A 25,679-nucleotide genomic window follows, 5' to 3' on the forward strand; every position below is an offset into this window, starting at 1 on the left:
CTTTTTTAATGACTAACTTTTTAGTTCCCTAATTCGAATACCCCTGACTCAAATGCCCTTTGATTCGAACTGAGTTGGCAAATACCCATATCGAATGCACAAAGATCCGCTCTTTACTCTCCGTATAAGAAGTTTTACTCCATGATGTCGATGTGAGACCGAAGTCTTATAGTCATAGCTTAAGGCATGCTCTACCTTATCAATAGACAAATACGTTACTCAAACCTAGTTAACGAGGTATATCATGACCAATAGCGCTACAGCACCGTTGCCTTCACAGGTCAAGAAAACCCAAACAAGAAGCGAGCGCCGCGCTAAAAAAATGCGTACTGCCAACGCAGCAGAGCGCGCTAAACAAAAGGTAAATGCAGAACTAACCCAAGATGCTAATTTAGCAAAGGGTAAAAACAGCAATGCGTTCGCTGATAAGAAAAATATCATGTGGGTGCTGTTGAGCGGTGCCATGGCACTGACATTTATCGTAATGCTATTTCTGCCCGATACAGGCATGGGCGGGGGCCTAATATCAACTTATTCTGCAATGCTATGGTGCGGATTCTTTGGTGCTGCGCTTTGGCGTTACAGAACAGCAAGCGGATGGGCTGGGTTTGCTTATGGCAGCGTCATTGGTCTAGTGCTTCAATTTATTTCTCAAATCATCTAAATATATAGCACTGTGTAATCCGCACACTTATGCTGTGCTCAATCTTATTTTTACATCTCTTCCTGATTCTATAATCTCAACACTACTATCAAGCAATTCATTTAATTATTTGGTGATTTATGGCTCTTATACCCGATCCAGCCACCCTACTTAAATGTATAAAGGGTCAGAGTACTTTTTAAGCTATGCTTTAAACCATAAAAATTAATATTCCTTTCCGTCTTCAATAAAACAGAGTGAACCTATGGCAGAGAAGCCAACTAAATCTTCCGAGTCGCCAACCCGTTCAAGTAAGGCAGTACCCTCGTCTCGTTTATCGCGTATAGGTCGTTTAGGCACGTTAGCAGGTAGGATTGCAGGTAATGTGGTTTCTCAGGGCGCAGGCCAGCTGCTAAAAGGTGAGAAGCCGGTCCTATCTTCGCTGCTTTTAACACCAAAGAATATATCAAATATTGCCGATCAGCTTGCCAGTATGCGTGGCGCTGCAATGAAACTAGGGCAACTCATTTCCATGGATGCAGGAGACTTTTTACCCGAAGAACTCGCCGCCATTTTAGGACGTTTACGAGACGATGCTGACCCCATGCCCAAGGACCAGCTAATAGCCACGCTAAATCAGTCTTGGGGCGACAGATGGCAAGATGACTTACTTTACTTTTCCTTTGCCCCTGTTGCTGCAGCCTCCATAGGCCAAGTTCACAAAGTTATTACTATGGACGGTAAAATGTTAGCGGTAAAAGTACAGTACCCTGGCGTGAAAAAGAGTATTGATAGCGATGTGGATAACGTAGCAACACTCATAAAGCTTACCGGCTTGGTGCCAAAATCATTAGATATAGGCCCACTATTGCAGGAAGCCAAAGCTCAGCTTCACCAAGAAGCGGATTACGTACGAGAAGCCGATATGCTAAATCGTTACCGCAACCTAGTTGAGGCCGCTGATATCCAAGGGGAAGAACAAAGCGCGTTTATTATTCCAAAGACCTATGCACCACTTACCACAAGCACGGTATTAGCCATGGACTATATCGAAGCGAAAGATTTGGATGTGCTAATTGATGAGCCTCAAGAAGTTCGAGATGCCGTGATGACAGCGTTAATGACGTTGTTTTTTAATGAAGTTTTCCACTTTAAGCTGCTGCAAAGCGACCCTAACTTAGCCAACTATCAGTTTAAACCTGATACCAAGGAAATCGTGCTGCTAGATTTTGGCGCTACTCGCGAAGTGCCTGAAAATATATCTCAGCAATACCAAACTTTACTTAAGAGCGCCGCAGACAATGATAAAGCACTGATGCAGCAAGCTGCATACAATATCGGGCTTATTGATGACAGTCATTCTAAAATGCAAGTTGATGCAGTCATAGCTATAGGCATGGAAGCCTGTGAAGCCATTCGCTTTGAGGGGGCTTATGACTTTGGAAAAAGTGATTTAGTCGCAAGACTTCACGAAAAAGGAATGTCGCTTACAATGGAACATAACTTTTGGCACACTCCGCCGGTCGATGCGCTCTTTATACATAGAAAGCTCGGAGGTTTATTTTTGTTAGCGAAGCGGTTGCAAGCTAAAGTGGATATGCGCGAGGCCGCGGGCAACTGGCTTTGCTCTTAACAAGGTTTAGTAGGGCAGTTCCATACTAAAAGGTAAGGCCATCTGCTCTTTGCTTTTCGGCGGGTTACCTATCATCTCGTCGTACGGTGTATCGTGCTTCATTACAGCCTGCTGAACGCGACAATGAGCGAACGCTTCACGAATGTGCCCGGCACTAAAAAAACGCATTGGCTTGTCTTTATTGTCGTAAAGCATACCGCTTTGTTTATCGATAGTCAGATAAACCAAATAGACGTTCATTTCATAAGATTGAACTTCTAAGTAATCGATAACCGTCGGCGACTCTTCAATATCCCGAAAATAAAATTTATGCATTTTACTACCTCATGAAATCAGCGTGCGCATTACGCTCGCCCTGCTTTATTTTATGTACGTTGATTTTCAGGACGAGATAATGACAGTTATACGCTATGCGAGGTTTTCAGGTTCATTCAGAAGATGAAGTGGAGGGCGGTGATTTTTATGTCGCACTGCGTTGGCTAAAACCAACAACGAAGCAATAGAAAAAACGGTGTACACAAGAGCAGCGACCCCCATTCCAGTTGCTATCCATAACAGTGGGAAAACCAGCAACCGAGGCCCTTCTACAGCAAGTGCAACTTTTGCTCTCGACAAGATAAAGCCATTTTGTATGCCCATAACAACCACGGTTATTACAGTAATTAGTTGATGATGCGGTGGCAGACTATGCATATTCAAAAACAGGTAAAGCATTATCCCTAGTGCAATAACGTATTGTATAGCAGTGTACCGTGTAACGGCTCGGTGTAACTTTGGATGATATGATTTGAATTTACTCACGCTTACTATCCTACAAGGGCACATTTAGGTAACACTGGGACTTAAGGACTCAAAATGTTAGTTAATTACTGTAAATAGCAGTGCTCTAGCATTTGCTTTTCAATGATTAATCAACACATTAGTACACAAAGCCCCAAATGTTAAACAATTGTTTTAAAAATTACTTTCACGTTTACATTGTATGGCGAACTGGAAGATCAAAAAAATGGGGAGTTCCCACTAATTTTTGGATGAAAACAAATCGGAAACTGTCTTTTAAACGTTAAAATCTGTTCAGAATAAGGAATTTGAATTTTGAGGGAACATTTCTCTTGATTGATTTTCTAATTTTGGGTGTTATCTCTGGTAGTATTACCGAAAGGATATTTTTGTAGCGGAGTCATTATGAGCGAATCGTCAGAAAAGAAATCGTTAGGCCCACATTTTATTATTGTCGGCATCCTTCTTATCGTTATTCTGGCTGTAGTTTTTTGGCCAAGTGACGAAGAGCCTGAGCCAGTAATTACGCCTGAACCTGAAGTGACCGAGCCGGAAGTCACAGCACCGGAAGAGCCAGAGATTTTTGAACCTACTCAACCAGCACCCACCGTTGAGCTTGAAGAAAAAGACGACGTTGAGCCACTTCCAGAGCCCGTTGAGCCTGATCCAGAGCCATTAGATACTAGCGATCCAGCAGTCAAAGCGTCATTAATTGAAAGTTCTTCTGCAAATGAAGAAACCGTAAATCGTATGCTGGTTAACGAAGGTCTTATTCAACGGTTTGTTGTCTCTGTAGTTAATCTCGCGAATGATGAGATGGCGCCAAACCATCAACTACTTACGCCGCCAGAACAAAACTTCCGGGTTTATTCTCAAGCGGGAAAACAGTGGATTGATGCTGCAAGTTATAAACGATATACGCCCTATGTAGATATGCTGGAGTCGTTCGATAATGAAGCGCTGCTTAATATCTACGGTATTTATAAAGACGATATCCAAGCGAAGTTTGCAGAAATTGGTAGTCCAGACCAAGACTTTAACAGCGTATTACTAAACGCCATCGACCAGTTACTTGATACACCAGAAGTACCTGTTCCTGTTGAGGTATATACAGATTCGGTAGCTTATAAGTATGCAGACGATCGTTTAGAGAGCCTTAACGAGCCACAAAAGCAGCTACTGCGTACCGGACCAGACAATATGCGTCGTATTAAAGCGAAACTACGCGAATTGAAAGTTTTGGTAGAAGAGCGTGGATCTAACTAGGTTTCAACATCAGCTTAAGGGCACGTCTTCAAAAGCGCGCCCTTTGCCCCCCGTTGACCAATGGAATCCAGATTTTTGCGGTGATATTAATCTGACGATAGCCCTTGATGGCCGATGGTTTTACGAGGGCAGCCCTATAGGGCGGGCAAGCCTGGTCGAGCTTTTTGCCTCTGTTCTGAAGCGAGAAGGCGATAAGTACTTTTTAGTGACACCTGTCGAAAAGGTAGGGATCACTGTTGAAGACACGCCCTTTCTCATTACCCAGTGGCATATAGAAAAGAATAAATGCGGCAAGGCGAGTGAAGTTGAGCAAGAAGGTGAATCTGCTAGCGGCAGCACCTATGTGTTTACTACGCAAACCGGCGACGTTATTCGCTTAGAGTGCGCAGATCAGCTAGAACTTCGAGTTCCACCAAAAGCTATTCAGGACCCCCAGGCAACACCCATTCCTTACATTCGCGTTCGTAGAAACCTATGGGCAAGGCTACATCAAAACACTTATTACCAGCTGCTAGAACAAGCCGAAGAGTCATCGGATGGTTCGAATACGCAATTTAGTATTCAATCTAGCGGTACGACCTTCGTATTGGGCGAAATACTTCAAACGCCCTAATTCGCGTTTTCTATTCTCACGTTACTGATGGATAAGCAACTTATGGTTACGCTACTAGTGTTGCACAACTATTTTGCGTCTGTAACTTGCACTTACTATTAAAATATTTGTCACCATCAACATGTCATTAATAGCACTTTATTTTGCGTTATTTCTTTGTGTGCATTACATTCGATGTAGTCTATAAAACAATCAAAAGAAGACCTACATCATGAAAAAGCCTTTGCTCACCCTTGCGATTACCAGCGCACTAATCTCATCACCTTTTTCTGCGGTTGCCGATACCCTTATACATGCGGGAAAAGTGTTTACTGGCACCTCAAAATCACTTCAAGAAAAAATGACCATTGTTATTGAAGGCAACAAAATAGCAGAGATAAAGAAAGGGTTTGCTAAGCCACAAAAAGCCGACACCGTTATCGATTTAAGCGCTTCAACGGTTATGCCCGGTCTAATGGATATGCATGTTCATTTATCGTCGCAACACGGCGGTCCGCAAACCTACTTAGAACGTTTTTCACTTAATGAAGCCGATTACGCATTGCGTGCAGCAAACTATGCAGAAATAACCTTAGATGCAGGCTTTACCACAGTGCGTAACCTTGGTGATGGCTATAACGAAACCGTGGCTTTAAGAAATGCTATTGCGAAAGGCTATGCTACCGGCCCACGTATTTACACGGTAGCTAAATCTATTGCGACTACAGGCGGACATGCTGACCCAAGCAACGGTATGTCTCACTTACTTCGACCAGATGTAGGCCCAAAGCAGGGTGTAGTTAACGGCGAAGTTGAAGCCCGCGAAGCGGTACGTACCCGTTATCAAGATGGTGCTGACCTAATCAAAATTACTGCAACTGGCGGCGTACTAAGCGTAGCCAAAAGTGGCCAAAACCCTCAGTTTATGACCGACGAATTAGAAGCGATTGTCGATACAGCAAAAGATTACGGTATGACGGTGGCTGTGCATGCCCATGGTAAAGAAGGCATGAAACGCGCAATAGAAGCTGGAGTAGATTCTATTGAGCACGGTACTTATATGGACAGTGAAATTCGCAAGCTAATGAAGAAACACGGCACCTATTATGTACCTACTATATTGGCTGGGAAGTTTGTAGCAGATAAAGCCAAGATTGATGGCTTTTTCCCTGAACTAGTTCGCCCTAAAGCAGCAGCCATCGGCCCCTTAATTCAAAATACCTTTGAACAAGCGCACAAAGCGGGCGTAAAAATTGCTTTTGGTACAGACAGTGGTGTATCGGCCCATGGCAATAATGCACAGGAATTTTCTTTAATGGTTGAAGCAGGCATGAAACCCGCTGACGCACTTCTTAGTGCTACCGTTAATAGCGCAGATTTACTGGGTATAAGCGACATTTTAGGTACGTTAGAACAAGGTAAGTTAGCAGATATTGTTGCTGTTCAAGGCGACCCGCTTGACGATATATCACTTATGGAAAGCGTGTCTTTTGTGATGAAAGACGGGGTAGTTTACAAGCAGTAAAACAATAAAAGTGGTAGAGGTTACATGGCACTAGGTAAAAAGGTTAAGCACAAAACCAAAAAGCTTATTGACTCTAAACATATGTTAAAGGGCATTACCTTAGCGTCATTTTTAGAATCGACCATTGTTCCTATACCGCTTGAAGCTGTTATGGTGCCGTTAATGCAAGCTAGACGAGAGTCGCTATGGAAAATTGCATTAATGGCTACCGTGGGCTGTGTGATTGGCGCTGTTTTCGGCTATGCCCTTGGCTATTACCTTTTCGACCTTGTTGGCCAGTGGGTGATTGATACCTTCTTTAGTCAAGATCAGTTCGACAGCGTTAAACAACAAATGCAAAATCAAGGCTTCTGGTTTGTGATGACGCTAGGCATTGCGCCTATTCCTTTTCAAGTGGCCATGTTAGCTGCTGGCGCCACCCAATATTCACTCCCGCTATTCCTTTTAGCCACGGTTATTGCCCGCGCTATTCGCTATTTTGGCCTTGCAGTAGTGGTGTATTACGCAGGTGACAAAGCAGAGCAACTTATAAAACGCTACAAGATGAAAGCCGTGTTTGCTATCACGCTGGTGGTAGTTTTATTGTGGTGGCTGTCTAATATGCTCTCCTAATTGAAGAGCCTTTCGATTTGAGGGCGCTAAAGCTATCAAAATAGCATCAACCACACCGTGCTAGGCCTTTCTTAAATTCTCATTTCAAATCACGCTAATAGATTTTTTGAACTTTACATTTGATAATGATTCTTATTTGCACTAATGTTATAAAAAACAGGAGGTGCTTATATGAATGTTCAACGTTTATGCCCAGTTTACAGAAAGTGGCTACAGCTAAACCCTTCAAGCGCACGAGAGCATCGCTTAGCAATGCAGGCACAAACGCAGAAAGCCCATCAACAGGGTAAGTTGGATTATGCCAGAGAGTTAGGTTATCAAGCCTTTGAAGCGGCTAAAGCTATTCTCAACGCGCTGCAGCCCACATCCTCTCAAAAAGTGAGCGCTGTGCAAGAAGATGTACTCGCGTTTGGCACTATGGGCATATACTTATCTTCTTTACTTGCTCAAGAGCATAAAAGACAAGAATCTCACGCAATTTTGCAGGAGTGCCAACAGCAGCTAATTGCCATATTGCCTTTGCATGCCACTAACCCGTCTGTATGTAGGCTTATATCCGCCATTCAGCACACGCTAGAGCAAACCTACGAACCTCAAATTAGCAGACAGCTTGCTTCTGCAGCTCTGCATTAAATCAAACAGTTGAAGGAGCAAATGATGATGTCGAAACAAATCCCAAATGAAGACGGCTTTGTCTCTTTAAGTGTGAGAGCATCTGTACTTCAAAAAATGCTTAAAGGTGAAGTTCTACATATGACAGATGTTCACTGCAATTGTGCTCACAGCAAACGTACGCTTCAAAACTTGCTGCTAAAAGCCGTTGCAGACAGTTCGGAACGTTAACCTGAAACGCTAGCTCGTAAGCGTAGAATACAGACTGGAGCAAAACGGAACATAACTTGATACAGAATAAGTAACGAAATCGTTTTTATTTTGCAATTAAGCTATGAGAGGACACCGTGGAACCTTCGTCTAAATGGAAAGAGATAACCGCTAGAGCGGGGTATAGCGCCAAGACAGTCATGTACGTTATGCTTGGTGTCTTCATTCTTACATCTGTATTTACTGCGCTTAACCGTGAAAAAGCCTCTCAGTCCAATGTCTTTCTTACACTTAAAGAGCAACCACTCGGGCAGATCTTATTAGGCATTCTAGTTCTTGGCTTAGCATGCTATGCCTGTTGGCGTTGGCTTCAAATTTTTATTACCGACAGATCTGACGACGACAGCTGGTTCATTCACATCATAAATAAGCTGTTCTTCTTTATATCAGGCGCGTTCTATTTTGTTGCAGCTTACGCGGGAGGTAAAACCTTATTAGAAATACAAAGTAGCTCATCATCGCAAGGGAACGGAAAGAAAGTGAGTGAATTTCTAATGCAATACGAGTGGGGACTGTGGCTTGTAGCCGCGATCGGGCTTTGCATCATCATATTTGCCGTTGTGCAGTTCAAACATGCTTACACTGCTGACTTTCTAAAGAAATTTTCACTACACGCTTTAAATCAGCGCATTAGAAAGAGTGTGAAAGTAACCGGTCGCCTAGGGTATACCGCAAGAGGGGTCGTTTATTCCTTAGTAGGTGGCTTTTTTATCCTTGCCGCCATATTAAGTAACCCATCCCAAGCAGGAGGGTTACAAAAAGCACTAGAAACCTTGATGAAGCAGCCCTTCGGCCCTTATCTCATTGCCGCAGTAGGCGCAGGCTTTGTTATGTTCGGCCTTTATTGTGCGCTAGAAGCGAAGTACAGAAAGGTAGAGTAGGAAATTTAAATGGAAGGCGCTAAGAGCCTAAATTTGAATGATAAAAGGGCGCTTAAGCGCGCCCTTTTTTAATAACATATTGGTAAGGCAAGGTCTCTGTTTGAGACGCTACCAACGTATGGTCCATAAAGCGGCAAAAGCTAGGAATATCTCTTGCCGTTGACGGGTCGTCAGCCGTGATCGATAAGGTTTCCCCGTCGGCCAGCTTACGAATATTTAAACGCACCATCATCACTGGTTCAGGGCAACGTAAGCCCAATGCATCTAAATGCTGACTTGCTGCACCAAAGGCGCTATCAAAATCAGATGCCATAGTTTTCACGGTAGGTGTTGATAGCGCTGATTTCATTATCAAAACCACCTTTCTCAGTCAGGTAGGCCACCACATCAGTCAGCGTTACAATAGAAATAACTTGAGTACCAAAATCACGTTCTACTTCTTGAATAGCTGACAGTTCACCATTACCGCGTTCTTGTCTGTCTAATGCGATCAATACGCCAGACAAACTTGCCTGCTGCTGTTCAATTAATGTCATCGATTCACGAATAGCGGTACCCGCGGTGATCACGTCATCCACCAGCATAACCTTGCCTTCTAGTGGGCTGCCAACTAAATTGCCGCCTTCACCGTGGGTCTTTGCTTCTTTACGGTTGAAGCAATAAGGTACGTCAAGGTTGTGGCTATCGGCCAGTGCTACGGCGGTAGTCGTCGCAATGGGAATGCCTTTATACGCTGGACCAAACAGTACATCGAATTCCACGCCTGCATCCATTAGCGCATCAGCGTAAAAACGCCCTAGCTTGGCCAAATCGCCGCCGCGATTAAACAAGCCGGCATTAAAAAAGTAAGGGCTAACGCGGCCAGACTTTAAAGTAAATTCGCCAAATTTTAGTACGCCACGTTCAATGGCAAACTCGATAAAATCACGCTGAAACGCTTTCATGATGACCTCTTAATTACTAACTAATACGTAGGCGTTAAATACGCTTAATTGCCTCGCTTACGCAAGCGCCGCTTTTTGAATATCGAATAATTCGCGTAAGCCGTGCTTACCAATTTTCAATAATTCATCAAGCTCTTCAAACGAGAAGGGTTCACCCTCAGCAGTACCTTGAACTTCAATCAGTTTACCGGTTTCGGTCATCACTATGTTCATGTCTGTTTCAGCTTCAGAGTCTTCAGTGTACTCAAGATCAGCGATTGGCGTACCTTCATAAATGCCCACCGAAAGTGCAGCAATCATGTGCTTAAGCGGGTTAGTTTTGATAATGCCTTTTGCACGCATATAGGTAAGCGCATCAACAAGAGCAACACATGCACCAGTAATAGAGGCCGTGCGCGTACCGCCATCGGCTTGAATAACGTCGCAGTCTAACGTAATGGTGTTTTCACCAAGAAGTTTTAAATCAATCGCCGCGCGAAGTGAGCGCGCAATTAGACGTTGAATCTCTAGCGTACGACCACCTTGCTTACCACGGGCCGCTTCACGACCGCTACGCGTATGGGTTGCACGTGGAAGCATGCTGTACTCTGCGGTAACCCAACCTTTACCTTGGCCTTTCATAAAGCGTGGTACACCTTCTTCCACCGTCGCATTACACAACACCTTAGTGTTGCCAAACTCTACTAAAACAGAGCCTTCTGCATGGCAAGTGTACTGGCGAGTAATAGTAACAGGGCGAATTTGACTGGCGGTTCTGCCGCTTGGACGCATAGTGTTCTCCACAACGTAAATGCTTAAAAAAGGTAGCGCTTTACAGGTTTTTCGTGCGATATGGGAATAGAAAGCTCAATTCGCGGTCAAACCCTGTAAATTCGATGTAGCTACGAAATTGTGCATAAGTATAACGCATTACCCGTGACCGATAAAAACGAACTTTACATGTTTGCTTATTGAATTACCTAAATGTGCGCTAATATACAAAATACAAGAAAACCTGCTGTAGAAATTCACGTATACAACACGACGTTCGGGTTGTTTTTGCAGGCTTTCAGTTAAATTTAAAGGACATTTATGATTTACAGCATGACAGCGTTTGCACGCGTAGAAACGAAAAAAGAGTGGGGCTCAGACCGTATGGGAAATACGCTCGGTAAACCAACGCTTTTTAGAAACCTATTTTCGCCTACCGGAACAGTTCCGCTCGTTAGAGCCAGTTTTGCGCGAGCGTTTTCGTAAAAAGCTGGCGCGAGGCAAAGTTGAATGTGCACTTCGTTTTACTGCTAACGATGCTGCTGTAACCAAGTTAAGCCTAAACGAAGAACTGGCTAAACAAGTGCTTCACGCTGCCGACTGGGTGCAGTCACATGGTCAGTCTACCGGCGTTAACCCGCTTGATGTTTTGCGCTGGCCTGGCGTAATTGCTGCTGAAGAAACTGATATGGATACCATTCACGGCGACGTAATGGCAGCGTTCGATCAAGCGTTAAACGACTTCATCAGTGCTCGCGCTACAGAAGGCGAAGCCCTTAAAGGTATGATCACGCAGCGCCTAGACGCCATTGAAGTTGAAGCGGAGAAAGTCGCCGCGCGTATGCCTGAAATCATGGTGTGGCAACGAGAAAAAGTGCAAACCCGCTTTGAAGAAGCAAAGGTAGAGCTTGATGCAGGCCGTTTTGAACAAGAAATGATTATGCTTGCGCAAAAAGTGGATGTTGCCGAAGAACTAGATCGCCTAAACGCCCACGTTAAAGAAACGCGCAATATCCTTAAAAAGGGTGGGGCAGTGGGTCGCCGTTTAGATTTCATGATGCAGGAGTTTAACCGCGAATCGAACACGTTAGGTTCAAAGTCTATCAGTACTGACATCACACAATCAGCCGTTGAACTTAAGGTGTTGATTGAGCAGATGCGCGAGCAGATCCAGAATATTGAGTAGTTAAAAGCAAAGTCAAATTCATTCAATAAATAGGACCAAACCAAGCTTTCTAGCTGGATTTGGTCTTTTGCAGGGGGTTCGGTTACAAACTGCTTGAGTCAGCGTTAACACGCGACCTGTCGCCAACAACCAACGCTCCTAATAATTCATTTCAAATACAGTGTTAAGAAGGCCTCGTGCGAGGGGAGTTTAGCTACAAGGTTTTCCACCTGCTGCTTTAACCCTGCCATAAACTGCTTAAGCGACTGTTCACTCATTTCATCGGCAACGCGGTGATATTGCTTGGGCGTCATACCTTGGCCCATCAATACTTGCGTCCAGGAATCGACACGAAAAATGTCTCCGTCGTCTAAAAACACGCGGCCAGACTCGGCAAACAAAGCTAATTTGTGTTTGAGTGACGGCGGAATATCCATGCGCTGACACTGCTGCCAAAAAGGGCTGTCCTCACGCTGTGTCACCTTGTAATGCATAACAATAAAATCGAGTATGGCCGACATTTCGCTATCAAACTTGTTGTTGTATTCATCGATTGCGCTTTGGGTGATGCCATCAAAAGGGAATAAACGCATTAAGCGTATAAGGCCTGTCATGATAAGATGAATACTGGTCGACTCTAAAGGCTCAATAAAACCACTGGATAGCCCTAACGCAACGCAGTTTTTATTCCAACCACGCCTACGTTTACCAGGCGTAAAGCGAATGACTCTCGGCTCATTAATTGGCGCACCTGTCACCTGCGATTTGAGTGTATTAATGGCGTCCTCATCGTTCATAAAGCGGCTACAAAATACCAATCCGTTACCCATTCGCTCTTGAAGTGGAATTTGCCAGCGCCAGCCCGCTTGATGTGCCACGCTTTTGGTGTATGGCACAGGTGGGGCAGTAAGCTCTGTTTGCATGGCAACTGCTCTATCACAAAATAAATAGTGCTGCCAATCGTCGTATCCAGTATGAAGCGCTTGCTCAATAAGCAGCCCTTTAAAACCCGTACAGTCGATAAAGAAGTCACCATTTATCACTTCACCGCTTGCTAATTGTAGGGACTGGATGTTGCCTGATTGCGGGCAAACAACGACCTTTTCTATGTCTCCTTCCTGATGCGTCACCCCGGCTTCGCAAGCTAACGATTTTAAAAATCGACCGTAGGCGACGGCATCGAAGTGATAGGCAAAGTTAAGCGGCATAGCTTCTGATGTAGCAAATTTATTCTGCTTAGCGGCAATCAGTTCAGGGCAATAATCACCAAATTCACCGCCGAAACCATATTCTTTAGCCCTCAGCCAAAAGTGGTGAAACTCGCCTGCCCAGCACTCTCTTCCGGTAATGCCAAACGAGTGGATATAGCTGTGACCCTGTTCACGCCAGTTTTCAAACTCTATACCCAATTTGAACGTGGCTTGGGTAGCGCGCATAAAGGCTTTTTCGTCTATACCTAGCAACTTATGAAATGTTCTAATCGGCGGAATAGTGGCTTCGCCAACGCCCACAATACCAATATCTTTTGATTCGACTAGGGTAACCTTTATCGACTTACCCAAAAGCCGGGACAACGCCGTGGCCGCCATCCATCCTGCAGTACCGCCACCTGCAATAACAACGTTCTTAACGGGCGTTTGATTGTTACTGCTATCTAAACCCGATCCGGTCATATGAAGTGTCCTTTTTATCTGAAGAGGTATTGTTATTTAAATTTGTAGCGCAAGTGTGGCCATTGTCCTGACGTTGAGTATGCGAGTGAAGATGCTTCTGCTCATTGTAATAGCGCTTTGCGATATCTTTGAGCAGCGCATTATTAGTCGGTAGCCCCTGCAAATAGTTTTTTTTAGTCTGTTGCAACGTTTCACTAAGATGCAGTGCTTTACGCTTATCTTTTTCGTTTAAACCTAGTGGCGGCCCAAACGTAGTAAAGCCCATCCCGTACATCACATATTGGTAACTGGCAGAGGGAAAAATCTCTTCGTTTTCGATAAGATCTAAGCGTGAAGGACTTTGATACTTCCACAGTTTAAGCAGCTCAGCAAGTGAGTCAGGAATTGAAGCATCACTTCTTTGTGCTACCCAATAAGGCTCTTCTCTATCGCTAAGCACATAATGTAGCTTCAAAAAGTCGATGACTCGCTGCCAGCGGTATTCAAAGCGCGTGTTGTAGCGCTTACTGACTATTTCCATGTGCTCTTTATTATGCGGAAACGCCTCACAGAGCATACGTAAGCCAAGCTCAACCATGGCAATAGCTGATGCTTCTAGCGGCTCAACAAAACCCGAAGACATACCTAAACTTACACAGTTTTTTACCCAGAACTTTGACCTGTAGCCCGGCTCAAAAGAGAGTGTGCGAAAAGCAAGTTCGTGCTCTTTTGCACCAGGATAACGTTCACAAACATAGTCAATAAGGACCCGCTTTGCCTGTTCTTCATTTGTGAATTGGGAAGAATAAACCAGACCGGTACCTCGCCGATGCTGCAATGCAATATCCCACGTCCACCCGCAGGTTTGTGCAGTAGCCACAGTGGTACTTTTTATTTCGTTATCATTTTCTGTGTAAGGCACTTGCAAGGCTATGGCTCTATCGTTAAGCATAGCGTGCTTAACGGGTACCCACGGAACTTTGAAATGCTTATCAATAAGCAAACCGCTGCTTCCCGAACAATCGATAAACAAATCGCCAAACACCTCTCGCCCACATTCTGTTACTACTTTTTCAATATCGCCATTTGGATGTGAAGTGAGCGAAGCAATATGGCCTATAACGTGTTCAACGTTCAGCTTGTCTACACAGTGCTTTTTCAATAAATCAGCGAGCTTTGCAGCGTCAAAGTGGTAACCGTAGTTAAGCACATGGGCATAGTCAGGCGTGGCAATTTGTTTGGGCGCCTTGCCTGCTGCACACATTGTCGATTGTAGCGAAAAAGCGTCTTCGTATGGCATGTCGGGCGCAAAAGCTTGCCAACAAGCATGAATATCAAGTTCGTTGTAGCCCGTTGGGATAGTGAATGGGTGGTGATAGCGGTGTCCGCCTTTACGCCAATTCACAAAACTAGAGCCTTGCTTAAAAGCACCTTGGCATAGGGTCAAAAACTCAGATTCATTAATGCCAATATCTAAAAGAGTATCGCGAAGTGACGGCCATGAACCTTCACCAACGCCGATGGATGAGATAGTAGGAGATTCAACAAGGGTAACCGAGTGTTTTGCGCTAAGCTTCGCTGCAAGAACGCCAGCAGCAAGCCACCCTGCAGTACCACCTCCAACAATGACGACCCGATGTAGGCCGCATTGGTTTTGTGAATTACTCATAAGACGATAACCACGCTATCTTGAAAAGCTCAGTTTCTGTCACGTGCCGAAGCTGTTTGTATACTATTCAAACAGCACTATGACAAAAAAGCCCGCTAAAGCGCAACCCTAAGCGCTATAGCGGGCAAACACACCCCAATTTTTAGAATGTATATCTAGCACTTAGCGCATACCTTGCACCAAACTCGTCTAAGTTCCAAAGCATTGCGCTGGTACGCCCATGTCGGCGAATATTTTCTTCAGTAATATTGATACCTTCGAAGGCCACTGTTAAATCTTCGGTTATATCGTAAGAGATACTCAAATCAATTTGTGAATAGGCTTCGGTATAGCCCGGCTCATTAATATACTGAGACGTCGTGTCTAAGAACTTGTCACGCCAGTTGTATGCAATACGAGCTTGCAGCGCGTCTTTCTCGTACATTAACACTAGGTTTGCAGTGTCGCTTAATCCCACTAGCGCGAACTGAGTAATAGAGGGGGCCGCTTCATTGTCAAACCCGATATCACCTTTAACAGACGTGTAGTTCGCTAACACTCCAAAACCACTGTCGCCAAAGAAGTGTTGCGCAGCTACTTCAAAGCCATAGATATTTGCGGCTTTGTTGTTCACTGGCTTTGAGTTTATAAAAGTGATGAGAGGGTCATCGCTGTTCGGTAAAATATCGAACTGCTGCTCAAATTGTTCATCGGTTAAAGAGTCGTATTCAATACCGTTTTCTATAGCAGCAACCATATTAAAGAGAGACGTATCGTTTACCGGTATTCCACGGGCTTCTAACTCTGCACGCGCAGCTTCTGCGCGAGGGCCATTTGTCACATCTCTTAGGCCAAATACGTTCTCTTCAACTTGTTCATTACCTATGAAGTTCTTAACTCGCTTGTCGTAAAAGCCCACAGATACATAGCTTGTTTCATCAAAATAGTACTCAACGGATAGGTCTAAATTATCAGACTCAAGCGGTATCAAAGATGGGTTACCAGAACTCGCCGTTGCAGTAATACTATCGGTAAGCAAGGTAGGTCCACTTTGTGGCGACACTGACGCAGCAGCACTTAGATTGTTATAGGTAGGGCGCGCGATTGTTTTGCTGTAAGAGAATCGAGCAATGACATTTTCAATCACTTCAATATCGAAGTCTAACGCAGGAAGCACATGGTCATAGCTAGCTTCCACTTCAACGTCTTCCATTTCACTACCGAAGCGTACATTGAAATCATTATTTCCTTCCCATGCTATACCGCTGGGCAAACTAATATTTGCAATTGAAGTAACATCGGTATTTTCGTAGCGAACACCAGTAAGCAGGTTATACTCCATTCCGTTTAACTCGCCCGACAAATCTAGCTCGAAGTAGACGGCGGTAATATCTTCTTCAATAGTTCTGTTGGTAGCAAACGGGTTGTTAGCAACTAAATCAAATCCATACTGCTGCGCTGCAAATGCACCAATCTCAGCTACACTCCCAGTAAAACCTTGAGAAAACATACCATCGGTATTGAAGTCATCAAATTCGCTTGCTAAATCAAGAGGGGTTAGCAAGCCCGAAGGTAATTCACCAGGGTTTTCTATACCCCAATTACCCATGGTGTGGCGCGTTAGCGATTGAAGCGACGTACTTTCCATAGAGCGCGACTCTATACCGAAGTTAATACTTCCAGTATCCATTACGTAAGACCCATCAAGACGGGCTTGGGTAATTTCAGTATCTTGCGATGAAAAGTTCATATCCAAAATTGACGTGCCTACGTCATCTTGATCTAACACGCCGTTGCCATTCAAGTTATCCCGCGCTGCATCGTCAAAATCGACAAACATAACAGGAAAATCACCGCTAAAGTCGACGCCTTGTCCTTTAACCACATTCGCACCTAGACCTAAGTTTGTCCACGTTCCATAAGGGGCATCTGGGCGGCCTTCAGCTGACGAGTTATGAAGATCAAAAACCAGAGTAAAGTCATCATTAACGAAGTACTCAAGGTTTAGGCCAATCGATTTATTTTCATTTACTTGGTTAAGTTCTTGTAGCGCTAAGCCTAAATCACGGGGAAGCAAATCCCGGCGCTCTTGTGAAATTAATATTGGTGTTTTAACCGCTTCATCATCGAAAGTTAGCTCAGCGAAATACCTATCGTCCATCCAAATAGACTGTTCAGCACGCGCTTCATAAAGATCTTGTTTCGAATAAGTATAATCAAGCGTAGCCGTCATTTTCTCTGAGGGTGCAAATTGGAACGTTAGCTGTGCATTGGTTCTCTCACGCTCTCGGTCTGCCATGTAATAACGAAGGTCAGAAGGAATAGCAAACAGTTGTCCCATAGCTGGCGCATTATTTAATACAACAGGGTCACCGCTGTCTGGGTTCGCTGGGTCTGGAGATTGAGGAACAGTTCCATCGAAAGGATTTACTCTCCATTGATTAACAAATGCACCTTGTGCTGCACTGTCGCGCTGCTGGAAAGAGCCCGTAAATGTGACACCAAATGTATTATCGTCGTTTAGATAGTTAATAAACCCTGACAGTTCTGGCGTAACGTCATCGCCCACGCGATTTGTTGTATCGTGCAAGGCTTTAGCACCAACACTAGCAGTTATACCGTTGTCTGCTGCATCGAATGGGCGAGCAGTCCGAATGTTAACCGTTGCACCTATTCCTCCCGTGGCAATACTAGCTCTGCCGGTTTTATACACTTCCACAGCCCGTACACTTTCAGAAGCAAGGTCAGAAAAATCGAACGCACGAGAATTTGGTGTACCGCCGCCTCCAGGTAAAGCAGAGCCGGGCATGGTTCTTCCATTTAAAGTGACCATGTTGAAATCAGGGCCAAAACCACGAGCGGTGACTTGGCTACCTTCACCATTATTTCTGCTAATAGAAATACCTGTTATGCGCTGAAGGGATTCAGCTAAGTTAGTATCTGGAAACTTGCCGATGTCTTCCGCTGAGATCGCATCGACAACGCCCGACGAATCACGTTTTATTCCCATCGACTCTTGTACACTGCTTCTGATACCGGATACCTGAATGACTTCGATATCTTTTTCTGCTTCTTGTGCGGCGACCGGTGACATAACGCCACTGCTTAATGCGGTTCCTAGTATTAATGACAAGCTTGTTGCGATTTTACTTTTGTGTGGTGTTTTATGTGTCACGATCGCTCTCTCTTTCATCTGTTATATAAGTGTGTTTGAACCTTTAGCGCTTTTAGAAAGGGCTTTCTCAAAAACCGGATGAAAAACCCTCAATAAGAAAGCGCTTTCCGAACATTAATTCAACAAAAGAATTAGATCAACACATTTTTTACAACAATTTCACAGAGAGTGTATTTCTTCAAACTGACAAGCAATAGCAAAAAAACAAAAAATCATGAATAATCAATAATATAAAACAATGAATTACCTTTCCTTCACTATTTTTTATACATGTCAGATAAGTGACCACTCCTAACTCTGTTAACTAAAAAATGACATTTTATTGAGAAAGCGCTTTCTAATTGTTTTTTATTTGTGCTATAACTCACCTCTATTAAAAATTCATCTTACTGCTTTCCTGCGCAATATGGCCCTTGCACGGGAAGAAAAGAGGTTATCTATTATGCACAGTATTTCTCTACCCGCTGACAGTCCTTTGTTAAAGCAATCATTTCTTTATGGAACCGCTACTTCAAGCTTCCAAATTGAAGGTGATGTAGAAAATCGCTTAGAGTGTATATGGGATAAATTTTGTGAACGTCCTTCTGCCATCGCCGATCATTCAAATGGCGACGTGGCCTGTGACCATATTGCGCGTTGGAGAGAAGATTTCGAGATTCTGTTAGACCTTAATGTAGATGCTTACCGCTTCTCTATTTCTTGGCCTCGCGTTATGACGCAAAACGGTGAGTTAAACCCTAGAGGCGTAGCCTTCTACAAAACATTAATTGATGCCCTAAACGAGAAGGGCATTAAGCCATTCGTAACACTTTATCATTGGGATCTGCCGCAATATTTAGAAGACAAAGGCGGATGGCTATACAGACAGACGGCTTATGAGTTCCAAAACTATGTAGATAAAATTTCCCGAGCTCTGGGTGAAAATGTTTTTTCTTACGCCACCTTCAATGAACCATTCTGTAGCGCTTATCTCGGGTATGAAATTGGCGTACATGCACCGGGTAGAACAGGAACGAAGAATGGGCGCACTGCAGCTCACCACATTTTACTGGCTCATGGTTTAGGTATTAAAACACTTCGACAAAACGTTCCAAACAGTGAAGCCGGTATAGTATTGAATTTCACACCATGCTACCCCGCCACACAAAAATCAGAAGACTTATTAGCCACCCGCAAAGCTGATGAATATATTAATCAGTGGTATATGCAGCCAGTAATGGAGGGTAACTATCCGGAAGTCTTATTTGAACTAGACGAAGCAGACAGACCACCGATAAAAGCAGGGGATTTGGATATTATTTGCCAGCCTATCGACTTCTTAGGCGTTAACTTCTACACGCGTTTACACTATTCAGCGCCGAAGGAAAAAAACGCATTATTTTTCGAACACCCTCACCAAGGGCCGCTAACCGATATTGGGTGGGAGATCTATCCAAAAGCGCTTTATGATTTGCTTATGTCATTGAATGAAAGGTACACGCTGCCACCTATTTTCATTACTGAGAACGGCGCTGCTATGGCAGATAAATTAATAAATGGCGAGGTTAACGATGTCGACCGTGTTAAGTATTACCATGAGCATTTAAATATGGTCCATATGGCAGTTACTGACGGAGTGAAAGTAAGTGGTTACTTCGCATGGAGCCTAATGGATAACTTTGAATGGGCAGAGGGTTATGAAAAACGATTTGGCCTAGTTTACGTTGATTTTGAGACCCAGAAGCGCACACCAAAACTTAGCGCCAATGCTTACAAAACTTTGCTAGCAAGTCGAACATAGTAATATTGGAAAAAACGATGGACCATAAACTGACGATAAAAGAAAAAATAGGTTATGGCATGGGAGATGCTGCTGCTAACTTAGTATGGCGAGGCGCGCTCGCCTACCTTGCAGTATTCTATACCGATACCTTTGGTATTACTGCGGCCGCCGCTGCCATGTTGTTCCTCGTGGTTCGTCTTTCAGACGGTGTTACCGATATCATTATGGGGATGATTGCTGACAGGACGCAAACCAAAATGGGGAAGTTTCGGCCATGGATACTAGGCTCTACGCCATTTCTCGGCCTTTTTATGATCCTTTGTTTTACTACGCCAGAACTTTCTTACTCTGGAAAGCTTGTTTATGCCTACCTTACCTACATCGGACTTACACTGGCGTATACAGTTAATAATGTGCCGTACTCAGCGCTAATGGGAGTAATGACTACCGACGATAGGGAACGAACAAGTCTATCTGGATTTCGCTTTGCTGGCGCTTTTTTAGGTGGTTTAGTAGTTATGGGCTGCTTACCCATGCTAGTAGATTGGTTAGGAAAAGGTAACGATGCAACTGGCTATCAGTATACGATGTGGCTATTTGCTGCCTTGTTGGTTGCGTTGATGTGCATTACCGTATTCACAACAAAAGAGCGTGTGTCCATACAAAAATCACCTCAATGCTCTCGCCCTTTATCATCTGAACTTTCTGATTTAGCTAAACAGCTGCCACTAATTTTGATTCCACTTTCATCGATAACAGCCTTTTTCTATTACCGCGATATATTAACTGGCGTGATTTTTATTGCGGTTATGGTATTTACCTCTATCGCAATTAAACAGCTAACTCGTCGCTCAGAATCTGAGAACACTCGCTCACAGCAGGATATTATCGATTTACTGTCAAACAAACCTTGGTTGATACTGTTGGGAATGGGTTTTTTAACCATGATGTTTAACGGTATCAAGTACGGCGTTATTGCGTATTACTTTAAGTATTATATGGGAAATGAGCTACTCACAGGGTACTTCTTTATTGCTCTTCTGGTAGTATCTATTTTTGGTGCGCTTGCTACGGCAAAGCTATCTTCAATAATCGGCCGAAAGAAGCTTTTTATAGTCGCGCTATTAGCGAGTAGCTTACTCACCTGTGGCATTTACTTTGTGCCCCAAGGTAATGTGAGTGGAATATTTATCCTTGGCTGCAGTGCCGAATTTTTTGCAGCTATTTTACCCACCTTATTTTTCTCTATGCTAGGCGACTCCGCGGACTATAGTGAGTATAAAACCGGACGTAGAGCGACAGGTTTGGTTTATTCAGCGGGCTCTTTTGTCCAAAAGACCGGGGGCGGCTTTGCAGGTGCTTTAGTACTATTAGTGCTAGGTAGCTACGGTTACAACGGGCTTGATGTAAATACTATCGAGCAATCTCTTCCTGGTATGAAGTCATTGATGAGTTGGATACCTGCATTATTCGGCTTCGCTGGAGCAGCACTTATCTGTTTGTATCCTTTAAATGACGAAAAACAGCGAGAAGTCACTAAAGCTTTACTTACTCGTCGTAGCGAACAACCGCCGATAACGGCATAATACAAAAACGTTAAGTGATTGTTTTAATAAACGAGGTTTTTACACGTGCCTACCATTTACCAAGTTGCCGAGCGCGCAGGTGTTTCTTTATCTACCGTATCCCGCGTTTTAAACGGAAAAGCCTCGGTAAATAAGGTGTTGCGAGAACGGGTGGAAAAAGCGGTAGAAGAATTAAACTACCGTCCAAATTCCGTCGCCCGCTCTTTGGCTAATAGCCGAACAGACAGCATTGGTGTGCTTGTACCTGAACTAAATGCTCCTTTTTTCGGCGACTTGATGCAGGCAGTAGAATCAACGTTACGCGCTGCAGATAAGCACGTCATCATTACTGTAGGGCGAAACTGCTTAGAAACCGAAAAAGATGCGGTCGAATTCTTAATAAGCCGTAATTGCGACGCACTTATCATGCACGCCGAGGCGCTCTCAGATGAATACTTATTAGAACTTAATCAGTCCAAACTTCCTATTGCTTTAGTTAACAGGCAAGTCGAGGGGCTCTCTGAAGCGTGCACTACGCTGGATAATGAAAAAGGGGGATACCTTGCCACCCGCCACTTACTCGAATTAGGCCATAAAAACATTGCGTATATATCAGGTCCAATAGAAAAGCGTGACGCCAAACTGCGTTTGGAAGGGCACAATCGTGCGCTGTCTGAAGCTGGGGTTTCAGCCAACTCCGAACTCATTTTTGAAGGCAATTATACTGAGGAAGACGGAAAGCTTGGGTTATTGGAACTTATGGCTCGCGACTTACCATTTACCGCATTAGTATGTGCTAACGATTGGATGGCATCAGGAGCAATAAGTTGCGCAAGAGATTTGGGCATGAGTCTTCCTCACGACCTATCAATTGTTGGTTTCGATGACGTCGTTTTCGCGCATCATGTTTTCCCACGACTAACGACGGTAAGTAACCCCGTTGCTAAAATGGCCGAGATGTCAGCAAAATACATTTTAAACAAAGTTTATGGGCAAGCTAACGACGTTCAATTGAGCTTTGAGCCCACGCTTATACTGCGTGAATCTACTATGAAGTATGATGGCTAAGATAATTTGTGAACCTTAGCAGCTGCAGTATTACAGAGGAAAATCTATTTATATATCGTAAGTGGAAGCAATCTGAACTGTAGCCCATATGGTTTGGGAAAATAGCGTAAAGAGCGTGTTCCATGTGGAACATGGCAAAACGTTAGCATCGTTTATAAATATCGCACGCCTTTGAACTATGTACCCCCCCTGTAATTTGAAGCACATTTACACCTTCTAATTTAACGAGCTGAATCCCAATCTACACTTACCTTTAAGTTAAATGACAAATAAGTCGCATAGGCGTCAGGCTATCGAAAAATAGAAGTTTACTTCAGATGTAGCCACGTTAAATTATCAGCATACCGCGGAAAGTTTTTGGGGAAAAATTATGAAGTATCTATTGTTAGCTTTTTTATTGTTTTGTTTAGGGGTAGGAACGAAGGTCAGTGCCAATACTGCCGAGGCCACTGTGAACCGAACCCTTGATGCGCTGCATCACAATGCGTCTGTTGCTAACTTTGAAGCGTATTTCAGCTTGTATCATAAAAACGCTATTTTCATTGGTACTGACGCGTCGGAAGTTTGGGATAAAGAAACATTTAAAGCCTATGCGAAACCCCATTTCGATAAAGGCACTGGATGGACATATCACCCTAGAGATAGGCACATCTATTTTTCGCCAGACCAAAATACAGCTTGGTTCGACGAGTTGCTGGATAATAAAAGTTTAGGCGAAACAAGAGGGACTGGCGTTCTGATAAAAATTGGGGAGGATTGGAAGCTAACACAATACCATCTAGCTATACCCATTCCTAATTCAATAGCTGACAGCGTTGCAGAGCAAATTAAAACAATGGACAACGAAAAAGCCCCGCATTAAAACGGGGCTTTTGGATCTTTAGTTCACTTACTGGTCATTAGGTATTAGATTGGGTAAGCGGCTGAATTTCCATCTCAACGCGACGGTTCATAGAACGGTTTGCCGCACTGTTGTTAGGCACTTTTGGCGAGTATTCACCCATACCTACTGTTGTAATACGTGTTGGATTAACTGAATAGTTAATCAGTAAGTTTTTAACCGCACCTGCACGACGCTCAGATAAAGACTGGTTGTACTGTTCTGACCCCGTATCGTCAGTGTGACCTTTAATCATCAATACGGTTTTCTCATAATTGTTCACAACTTTCGCAACATCTTGAAGTACTGGGTTAAAGTTAGGACTAATGCTTGAGCTATCTGTTGCAAAAGTAATATCACCTGGCATGATTAATCGCAGATTATCGCCCTCACGTACCACCTGAACACCAGTATCAGAAAGCTCGCTTCGAAGTTCTTCTTCCTGTTTGTCCATGTAATTACCTATTGCACCACCTGCGATAGCGCCTACCGCAGCGCCCCAGGCATAGCGACTTTTATCGTTGTCGCCAGTAGCTTTACCAAGTAATGCGCCAACTACAGCGCCAATAGCAGCACCTTTTTGCGTATTATTAGGGTCTGTTGCACAACCAGCCACCGTTAGTGATGCAGCAATCAAACTTACAGCAAGAGTCTTTTTCATAACTTCCTCTTTTTTCAATTGAAAGCTCAGCTTTGAGAAGCGTCAGATGTCCTTTACCACTCTCAATGAGCTTTATATAAAAACGTTGTTAATTACTTAACTTTATACTTAAGGTTTGCAATTAACGTTCCACTCATTATTTGCGATATAGTTAGCAGGGTGTTGATACTACTATCTACATTTTTAAATTTAAAAAATTATTGCTGTTAGATCAGTGATAAACGTCTAGCCCTTGTTATCATGATTAACTAATCTCGCTAAATTCTAAACGAAACATGCTGAACCCAAGCTAAACGGGTGCGTTTATTTTTACAGAAGAAGAGAAAAGAAGTAGAGTAACACAGTGTAAACTCTACACTGTGTTGCCAATAAGTAACGTTTTAACCAACCGAAACTGAACGCTCGAAGAACGCATTTACATCTATTTTGTAGTCTGAAGCGATAACAGACTTAGTGATGTTTACGGTTTTATCTATAGATAGGTCAATATCTTTCGGTGTTAAATAATGACTGTTACGGACGGAATAGAAAACCTTTACTAATGGCGTAAGAGGTGAACCTTTCTGTTCCAGTACCATAGCTAGCCTTTCATTAGACAGTAAAACTAGGCTACCTACAGGGTAAACCCCTAAGCATTTTATAAATTGCTGTACAAGCGACTTATCAAGTCGGGTGGGAGCATCATTCATTAGGATAGAGAATGCTCTTTGGCTAGACATACCTGCTTTGTAAACCCTATCCGCAGTCAACGCATCGTACATATCTGCAATAGCCAACATGCGTCCTGCTTTACTTATATCATTGCCTTTTGTTCCAGCAGGGTAGCCTAGGCCGTCTAAACGTTCATGGTGTTCACTAATTGCCTGAATAAGCGGTTGCGCTATGTCTGTCTCTTTTAGATAGTCTACGCCGTGTTTTACATGCCCCTTCATAATATCCATTTCGCTATCTGTTAAGCGACCTGGCTTATGAAGTATTTCATCTGGAATTTTTATCTTGCCTAAATCATGCAAAAAACCCGCGTATGAAAGGTCTTGAACCTCTTCTTCTGACATACCTAAAAATTTGCCAAAGTTCGCCAAAAGAACAGCAACGTTAAGGGAGTGCTCTAGCAAGTAGTCGTCTTTCTCGCGAATTTTAGTTAAGCAAAGCAGCGCATCAGGATTTCTATCAACTGACTCCACCAGTTTACTCGAAAATGCTTTTGGAATACTTGCATCAAAAGGCGTTTCCTTTTGAACACTAGCAAGCAAAAGCTTTTGAATCGCTTTGCCTTGTTCGTGAAGTTTAGATGCCCTGGTTAACTCATTTTCAAGGGAGACTTTTTCGGCTTTTTCAGCCTTATTCGAATTATTCGGCTTACTATTGTCCGTAGAAGAAGTTGAATTATTACTAGGATCAAATGCTTTCTCAGTATCGATAGCTAACGTTTTTACGCCTTGCTTCTTCAGTACATTAACGACATCATTTGATATAACGCGCCCTTGGCTTTTAACCGTTAAAGTACCTTTTTGCTCTAATATCTGATGAACAAACATACCCGGTATTAGCTGATCTATCGTAATCTTTTTAATCATTCTAAATGTACAACACTA

The 25,679-nt window shown here is 43.5% G+C and carries 23 protein-coding genes and 1 pseudogene; 14 read left to right on the forward strand and 10 right to left on the reverse strand.

Annotation, left to right across the window (positions count from 1 at the left end; all coding sequences use genetic code 11):
• Positions 1–244 precede the first annotated feature (244 nt).
• Positions 245–664, forward strand: a complete 420-nt coding sequence (locus ACYX4W_RS03190) for a hypothetical protein (protein ID WP_476074662.1) — start codon at positions 245–247, stop codon at positions 662–664.
• 244 nt (positions 665–908) lie between these two features.
• Positions 909–2,276, forward strand: a complete 1,368-nt coding sequence (locus tag ACYX4W_RS03195) for an ABC1 kinase family protein (RefSeq protein ID WP_476074663.1) — start codon at positions 909–911, stop codon at positions 2,274–2,276.
• Between the two features lie 6 nt (positions 2,277–2,282).
• On the opposite strand, the gene ACYX4W_RS03200 is transcribed toward ACYX4W_RS03195, so the two are convergent.
• Both ACYX4W_RS03200 and ACYX4W_RS03205 read right to left on the reverse strand, forming a co-directional pair.
• Positions 2,283–2,591: a DUF6482 family protein gene (locus ACYX4W_RS03200; RefSeq protein WP_269917869.1), complete on the reverse strand. Its 309-nt coding sequence runs from the start codon at positions 2,589–2,591 to the stop codon at positions 2,283–2,285.
• A gap of 93 nt (positions 2,592–2,684) precedes the next feature.
• Positions 2,685–3,077, reverse strand: coding sequence for a hypothetical protein (locus ACYX4W_RS03205; protein WP_476074664.1), 393 nt, complete (start codon positions 3,075–3,077; stop codon positions 2,685–2,687).
• 384 nt (positions 3,078–3,461) lie between these two features.
• On the opposite strand from ACYX4W_RS03205, the gene ACYX4W_RS03210 reads away from it, so the two are divergent.
• The 7 genes from ACYX4W_RS03210 to ACYX4W_RS03240 all read left to right on the forward strand — a co-directional run bounded on the left by ACYX4W_RS03210 (position 3,462) and on the right by ACYX4W_RS03240 (position 8,814).
• Positions 3,462–4,322, forward strand: coding sequence for a DUF3014 domain-containing protein (locus ACYX4W_RS03210; RefSeq protein WP_476074665.1), 861 nt, complete (start codon positions 3,462–3,464; stop codon positions 4,320–4,322).
• Positions 4,309–4,935, forward strand: coding sequence for a DUF1285 domain-containing protein (locus ACYX4W_RS03215; protein ID WP_474803412.1), 627 nt, complete (start codon positions 4,309–4,311; stop codon positions 4,933–4,935). Before ACYX4W_RS03210 ends, ACYX4W_RS03215 begins: the two co-directional genes overlap by 14 nt.
• A gap of 211 nt (positions 4,936–5,146) precedes the next feature.
• Positions 5,147–6,439 (forward strand): amidohydrolase family protein, encoded by a 1,293-nt coding sequence (locus ACYX4W_RS03220; RefSeq protein ID WP_476074666.1) that lies wholly within the window; start codon positions 5,147–5,149, stop codon positions 6,437–6,439.
• Between the two features lie 24 nt (positions 6,440–6,463).
• Positions 6,464–7,051, forward strand: coding sequence for a YqaA family protein (locus ACYX4W_RS03225; protein ID WP_474856737.1), 588 nt, complete (start codon positions 6,464–6,466; stop codon positions 7,049–7,051).
• Positions 7,052–7,222: 171 nt separating this feature from the next.
• Entirely contained in the window at positions 7,223–7,684 is a 462-nt protein-coding gene (locus ACYX4W_RS03230; RefSeq protein ID WP_476074667.1) for a hypothetical protein, read from the forward strand.
• A 27-nt stretch (positions 7,685–7,711) separates the two neighbouring features.
• Positions 7,712–7,894, forward strand: a complete 183-nt coding sequence (locus ACYX4W_RS03235) for a hypothetical protein (RefSeq protein ID WP_461852146.1) — start codon at positions 7,712–7,714, stop codon at positions 7,892–7,894.
• 116 nt (positions 7,895–8,010) lie between these two features.
• A complete protein-coding gene (locus ACYX4W_RS03240) occupies positions 8,011–8,814 on the forward strand; it encodes a DUF1206 domain-containing protein (protein ID WP_476074668.1) in 804 nt (267 codons plus the stop codon).
• A 52-nt stretch (positions 8,815–8,866) separates the two neighbouring features.
• Here the strand turns inward: ACYX4W_RS03240 and tusA are convergent, their stop codons facing one another.
• Genes tusA through rph form a run of 3 tightly spaced genes read right to left on the reverse strand, consistent with a single transcriptional unit; the run spans position 8,867 to position 10,529 of the window.
• Positions 8,867–9,127 carry a sulfurtransferase TusA gene (gene tusA / locus ACYX4W_RS03245; RefSeq protein WP_476074669.1) on the reverse strand — a complete coding sequence of 87 codons (261 nt, stop codon included), beginning with the start codon at positions 9,125–9,127 and terminating at the stop codon, positions 8,867–8,869.
• Complete coding sequence (gene pyrE / locus ACYX4W_RS03250) at positions 9,117–9,758, reverse strand: orotate phosphoribosyltransferase (protein ID WP_476074670.1); 642 nt, start codon at positions 9,756–9,758, stop codon at positions 9,117–9,119. The genes tusA and pyrE overlap by 11 nt, the downstream gene beginning before the upstream one ends.
• A gap of 57 nt (positions 9,759–9,815) precedes the next feature.
• Entirely contained in the window at positions 9,816–10,529 is a 714-nt protein-coding gene (gene rph, locus ACYX4W_RS03255; protein ID WP_025257195.1) for a ribonuclease PH, read from the reverse strand.
• Between the two features lie 300 nt (positions 10,530–10,829).
• Between rph and ACYX4W_RS03260 the strand changes: the two are divergent.
• Positions 10,830–11,694, forward strand: a pseudogene (locus ACYX4W_RS03260) (YicC/YloC family endoribonuclease).
• Between the two features lie 146 nt (positions 11,695–11,840).
• Here ACYX4W_RS03260 and ACYX4W_RS03265 read toward each other — a convergent pair.
• The 3 genes from ACYX4W_RS03265 to ACYX4W_RS03275 all read right to left on the reverse strand — a co-directional run bounded on the left by ACYX4W_RS03265 (position 11,841) and on the right by ACYX4W_RS03275 (position 18,067).
• Entirely contained in the window at positions 11,841–13,346 is a 1,506-nt protein-coding gene (locus ACYX4W_RS03265) for a tryptophan halogenase family protein (RefSeq protein ID WP_476074671.1), read from the reverse strand.
• On the reverse strand, positions 13,324–14,994 hold the full coding sequence (locus ACYX4W_RS03270; RefSeq protein ID WP_476074672.1) for a tryptophan halogenase family protein: 1,671 nt from the start codon (positions 14,992–14,994) through the stop codon (positions 13,324–13,326). The genes ACYX4W_RS03265 and ACYX4W_RS03270 overlap by 23 nt, the downstream gene beginning before the upstream one ends.
• A gap of 142 nt (positions 14,995–15,136) precedes the next feature.
• A complete protein-coding gene (locus ACYX4W_RS03275; RefSeq protein WP_476075440.1) occupies positions 15,137–18,067 on the reverse strand; it encodes a TonB-dependent receptor in 2,931 nt (976 codons plus the stop codon).
• A 523-nt stretch (positions 18,068–18,590) separates the two neighbouring features.
• Between ACYX4W_RS03275 and ACYX4W_RS03280 the strand changes: the two genes are divergently transcribed.
• From ACYX4W_RS03280 to ACYX4W_RS03295, 4 genes are all read left to right on the forward strand, one after another.
• Positions 18,591–19,928, forward strand: a complete 1,338-nt coding sequence (locus ACYX4W_RS03280) for a GH1 family beta-glucosidase (RefSeq protein WP_476074673.1) — start codon at positions 18,591–18,593, stop codon at positions 19,926–19,928.
• A gap of 17 nt (positions 19,929–19,945) precedes the next feature.
• Positions 19,946–21,496: an MFS transporter gene (locus ACYX4W_RS03285; RefSeq protein ID WP_476074674.1), complete on the forward strand. Its 1,551-nt coding sequence runs from the start codon at positions 19,946–19,948 to the stop codon at positions 21,494–21,496.
• Between the two features lie 45 nt (positions 21,497–21,541).
• Positions 21,542–22,543 (forward strand): LacI family DNA-binding transcriptional regulator, encoded by a 1,002-nt coding sequence (locus ACYX4W_RS03290; RefSeq protein ID WP_476074675.1) that lies wholly within the window; start codon positions 21,542–21,544, stop codon positions 22,541–22,543.
• Positions 22,544–22,913: 370 nt separating this feature from the next.
• Positions 22,914–23,405: a nuclear transport factor 2 family protein gene (locus ACYX4W_RS03295; protein WP_476074676.1), complete on the forward strand. Its 492-nt coding sequence runs from the start codon at positions 22,914–22,916 to the stop codon at positions 23,403–23,405.
• Positions 23,406–23,442: 37 nt separating this feature from the next.
• Here the strand turns inward: ACYX4W_RS03295 and ACYX4W_RS03300 are convergent, their stop codons facing one another.
• A complete protein-coding gene (locus tag ACYX4W_RS03300) occupies positions 23,443–24,084 on the reverse strand; it encodes a YiaD family glycine zipper/OmpA-like lipoprotein (RefSeq protein ID WP_334059806.1) in 642 nt (213 codons plus the stop codon).
• 380 nt (positions 24,085–24,464) lie between these two features.
• On the reverse strand, positions 24,465–25,661 hold the full coding sequence (locus ACYX4W_RS03305; RefSeq protein WP_476074677.1) for an HD-GYP domain-containing protein: 1,197 nt from the start codon (positions 25,659–25,661) through the stop codon (positions 24,465–24,467).
• Between the last annotated feature and the right edge of the window lie 18 nt (positions 25,662–25,679).

It is taken from the genome of Alteromonas sp. ABH4_454 (assembly GCF_056311775.1).

Bases quoted from the DNA above. Each gene is read 5' to 3' on its own strand.
- ACYX4W_RS03190 (WP_476074662.1), top strand. From the start codon at position 245: ATGACCAATAGCGCTACAGCACCGTTGCCTTCACAGGTCAAGAAAACC.
- ACYX4W_RS03195 (WP_476074663.1), top strand. From the start codon at position 909: ATGGCAGAGAAGCCAACTAAATCTTCCGAGTCGCCAACCCGTTCAAGT.
- ACYX4W_RS03200 (WP_269917869.1), bottom strand. From the start codon at position 2,591: ATGCATAAATTTTATTTTCGGGATATTGAAGAGTCGCCGACGGTTATC.
- ACYX4W_RS03210 (WP_476074665.1), top strand. From the start codon at position 3,462: ATGAGCGAATCGTCAGAAAAGAAATCGTTAGGCCCACATTTTATTATT.
- ACYX4W_RS03220 (WP_476074666.1), top strand. From the start codon at position 5,147: ATGAAAAAGCCTTTGCTCACCCTTGCGATTACCAGCGCACTAATCTCA.
- ACYX4W_RS03225 (WP_474856737.1), top strand. From the start codon at position 6,464: ATGGCACTAGGTAAAAAGGTTAAGCACAAAACCAAAAAGCTTATTGAC.
- ACYX4W_RS03230 (WP_476074667.1), top strand. From the start codon at position 7,223: ATGAATGTTCAACGTTTATGCCCAGTTTACAGAAAGTGGCTACAGCTA.
- ACYX4W_RS03235 (WP_461852146.1), top strand. From the start codon at position 7,712: ATGTCGAAACAAATCCCAAATGAAGACGGCTTTGTCTCTTTAAGTGTG.
- tusA (WP_476074669.1), bottom strand. From the start codon at position 9,127: ATGGCATCTGATTTTGATAGCGCCTTTGGTGCAGCAAGTCAGCATTTA.
- pyrE (WP_476074670.1), bottom strand. From the start codon at position 9,758: ATGAAAGCGTTTCAGCGTGATTTTATCGAGTTTGCCATTGAACGTGGC.
- rph (WP_025257195.1), bottom strand. From the start codon at position 10,529: ATGCGTCCAAGCGGCAGAACCGCCAGTCAAATTCGCCCTGTTACTATT.
- ACYX4W_RS03265 (WP_476074671.1), bottom strand. From the start codon at position 13,346: ATGACCGGATCGGGTTTAGATAGCAGTAACAATCAAACGCCCGTTAAG.
- ACYX4W_RS03270 (WP_476074672.1), bottom strand. From the start codon at position 14,994: ATGAGTAATTCACAAAACCAATGCGGCCTACATCGGGTCGTCATTGTT.
- ACYX4W_RS03275 (WP_476075440.1), bottom strand. From the start codon at position 18,067: ATGTCACCGGTCGCCGCACAAGAAGCAGAAAAAGATATCGAAGTCATT.
- ACYX4W_RS03280 (WP_476074673.1), top strand. From the start codon at position 18,591: ATGCACAGTATTTCTCTACCCGCTGACAGTCCTTTGTTAAAGCAATCA.
- ACYX4W_RS03285 (WP_476074674.1), top strand. From the start codon at position 19,946: ATGGACCATAAACTGACGATAAAAGAAAAAATAGGTTATGGCATGGGA.
- ACYX4W_RS03295 (WP_476074676.1), top strand. From the start codon at position 22,914: ATGAAGTATCTATTGTTAGCTTTTTTATTGTTTTGTTTAGGGGTAGGA.
- ACYX4W_RS03300 (WP_334059806.1), bottom strand. From the start codon at position 24,084: ATGAAAAAGACTCTTGCTGTAAGTTTGATTGCTGCATCACTAACGGTG.
- ACYX4W_RS03305 (WP_476074677.1), bottom strand. From the start codon at position 25,661: ATGATTAAAAAGATTACGATAGATCAGCTAATACCGGGTATGTTTGTT.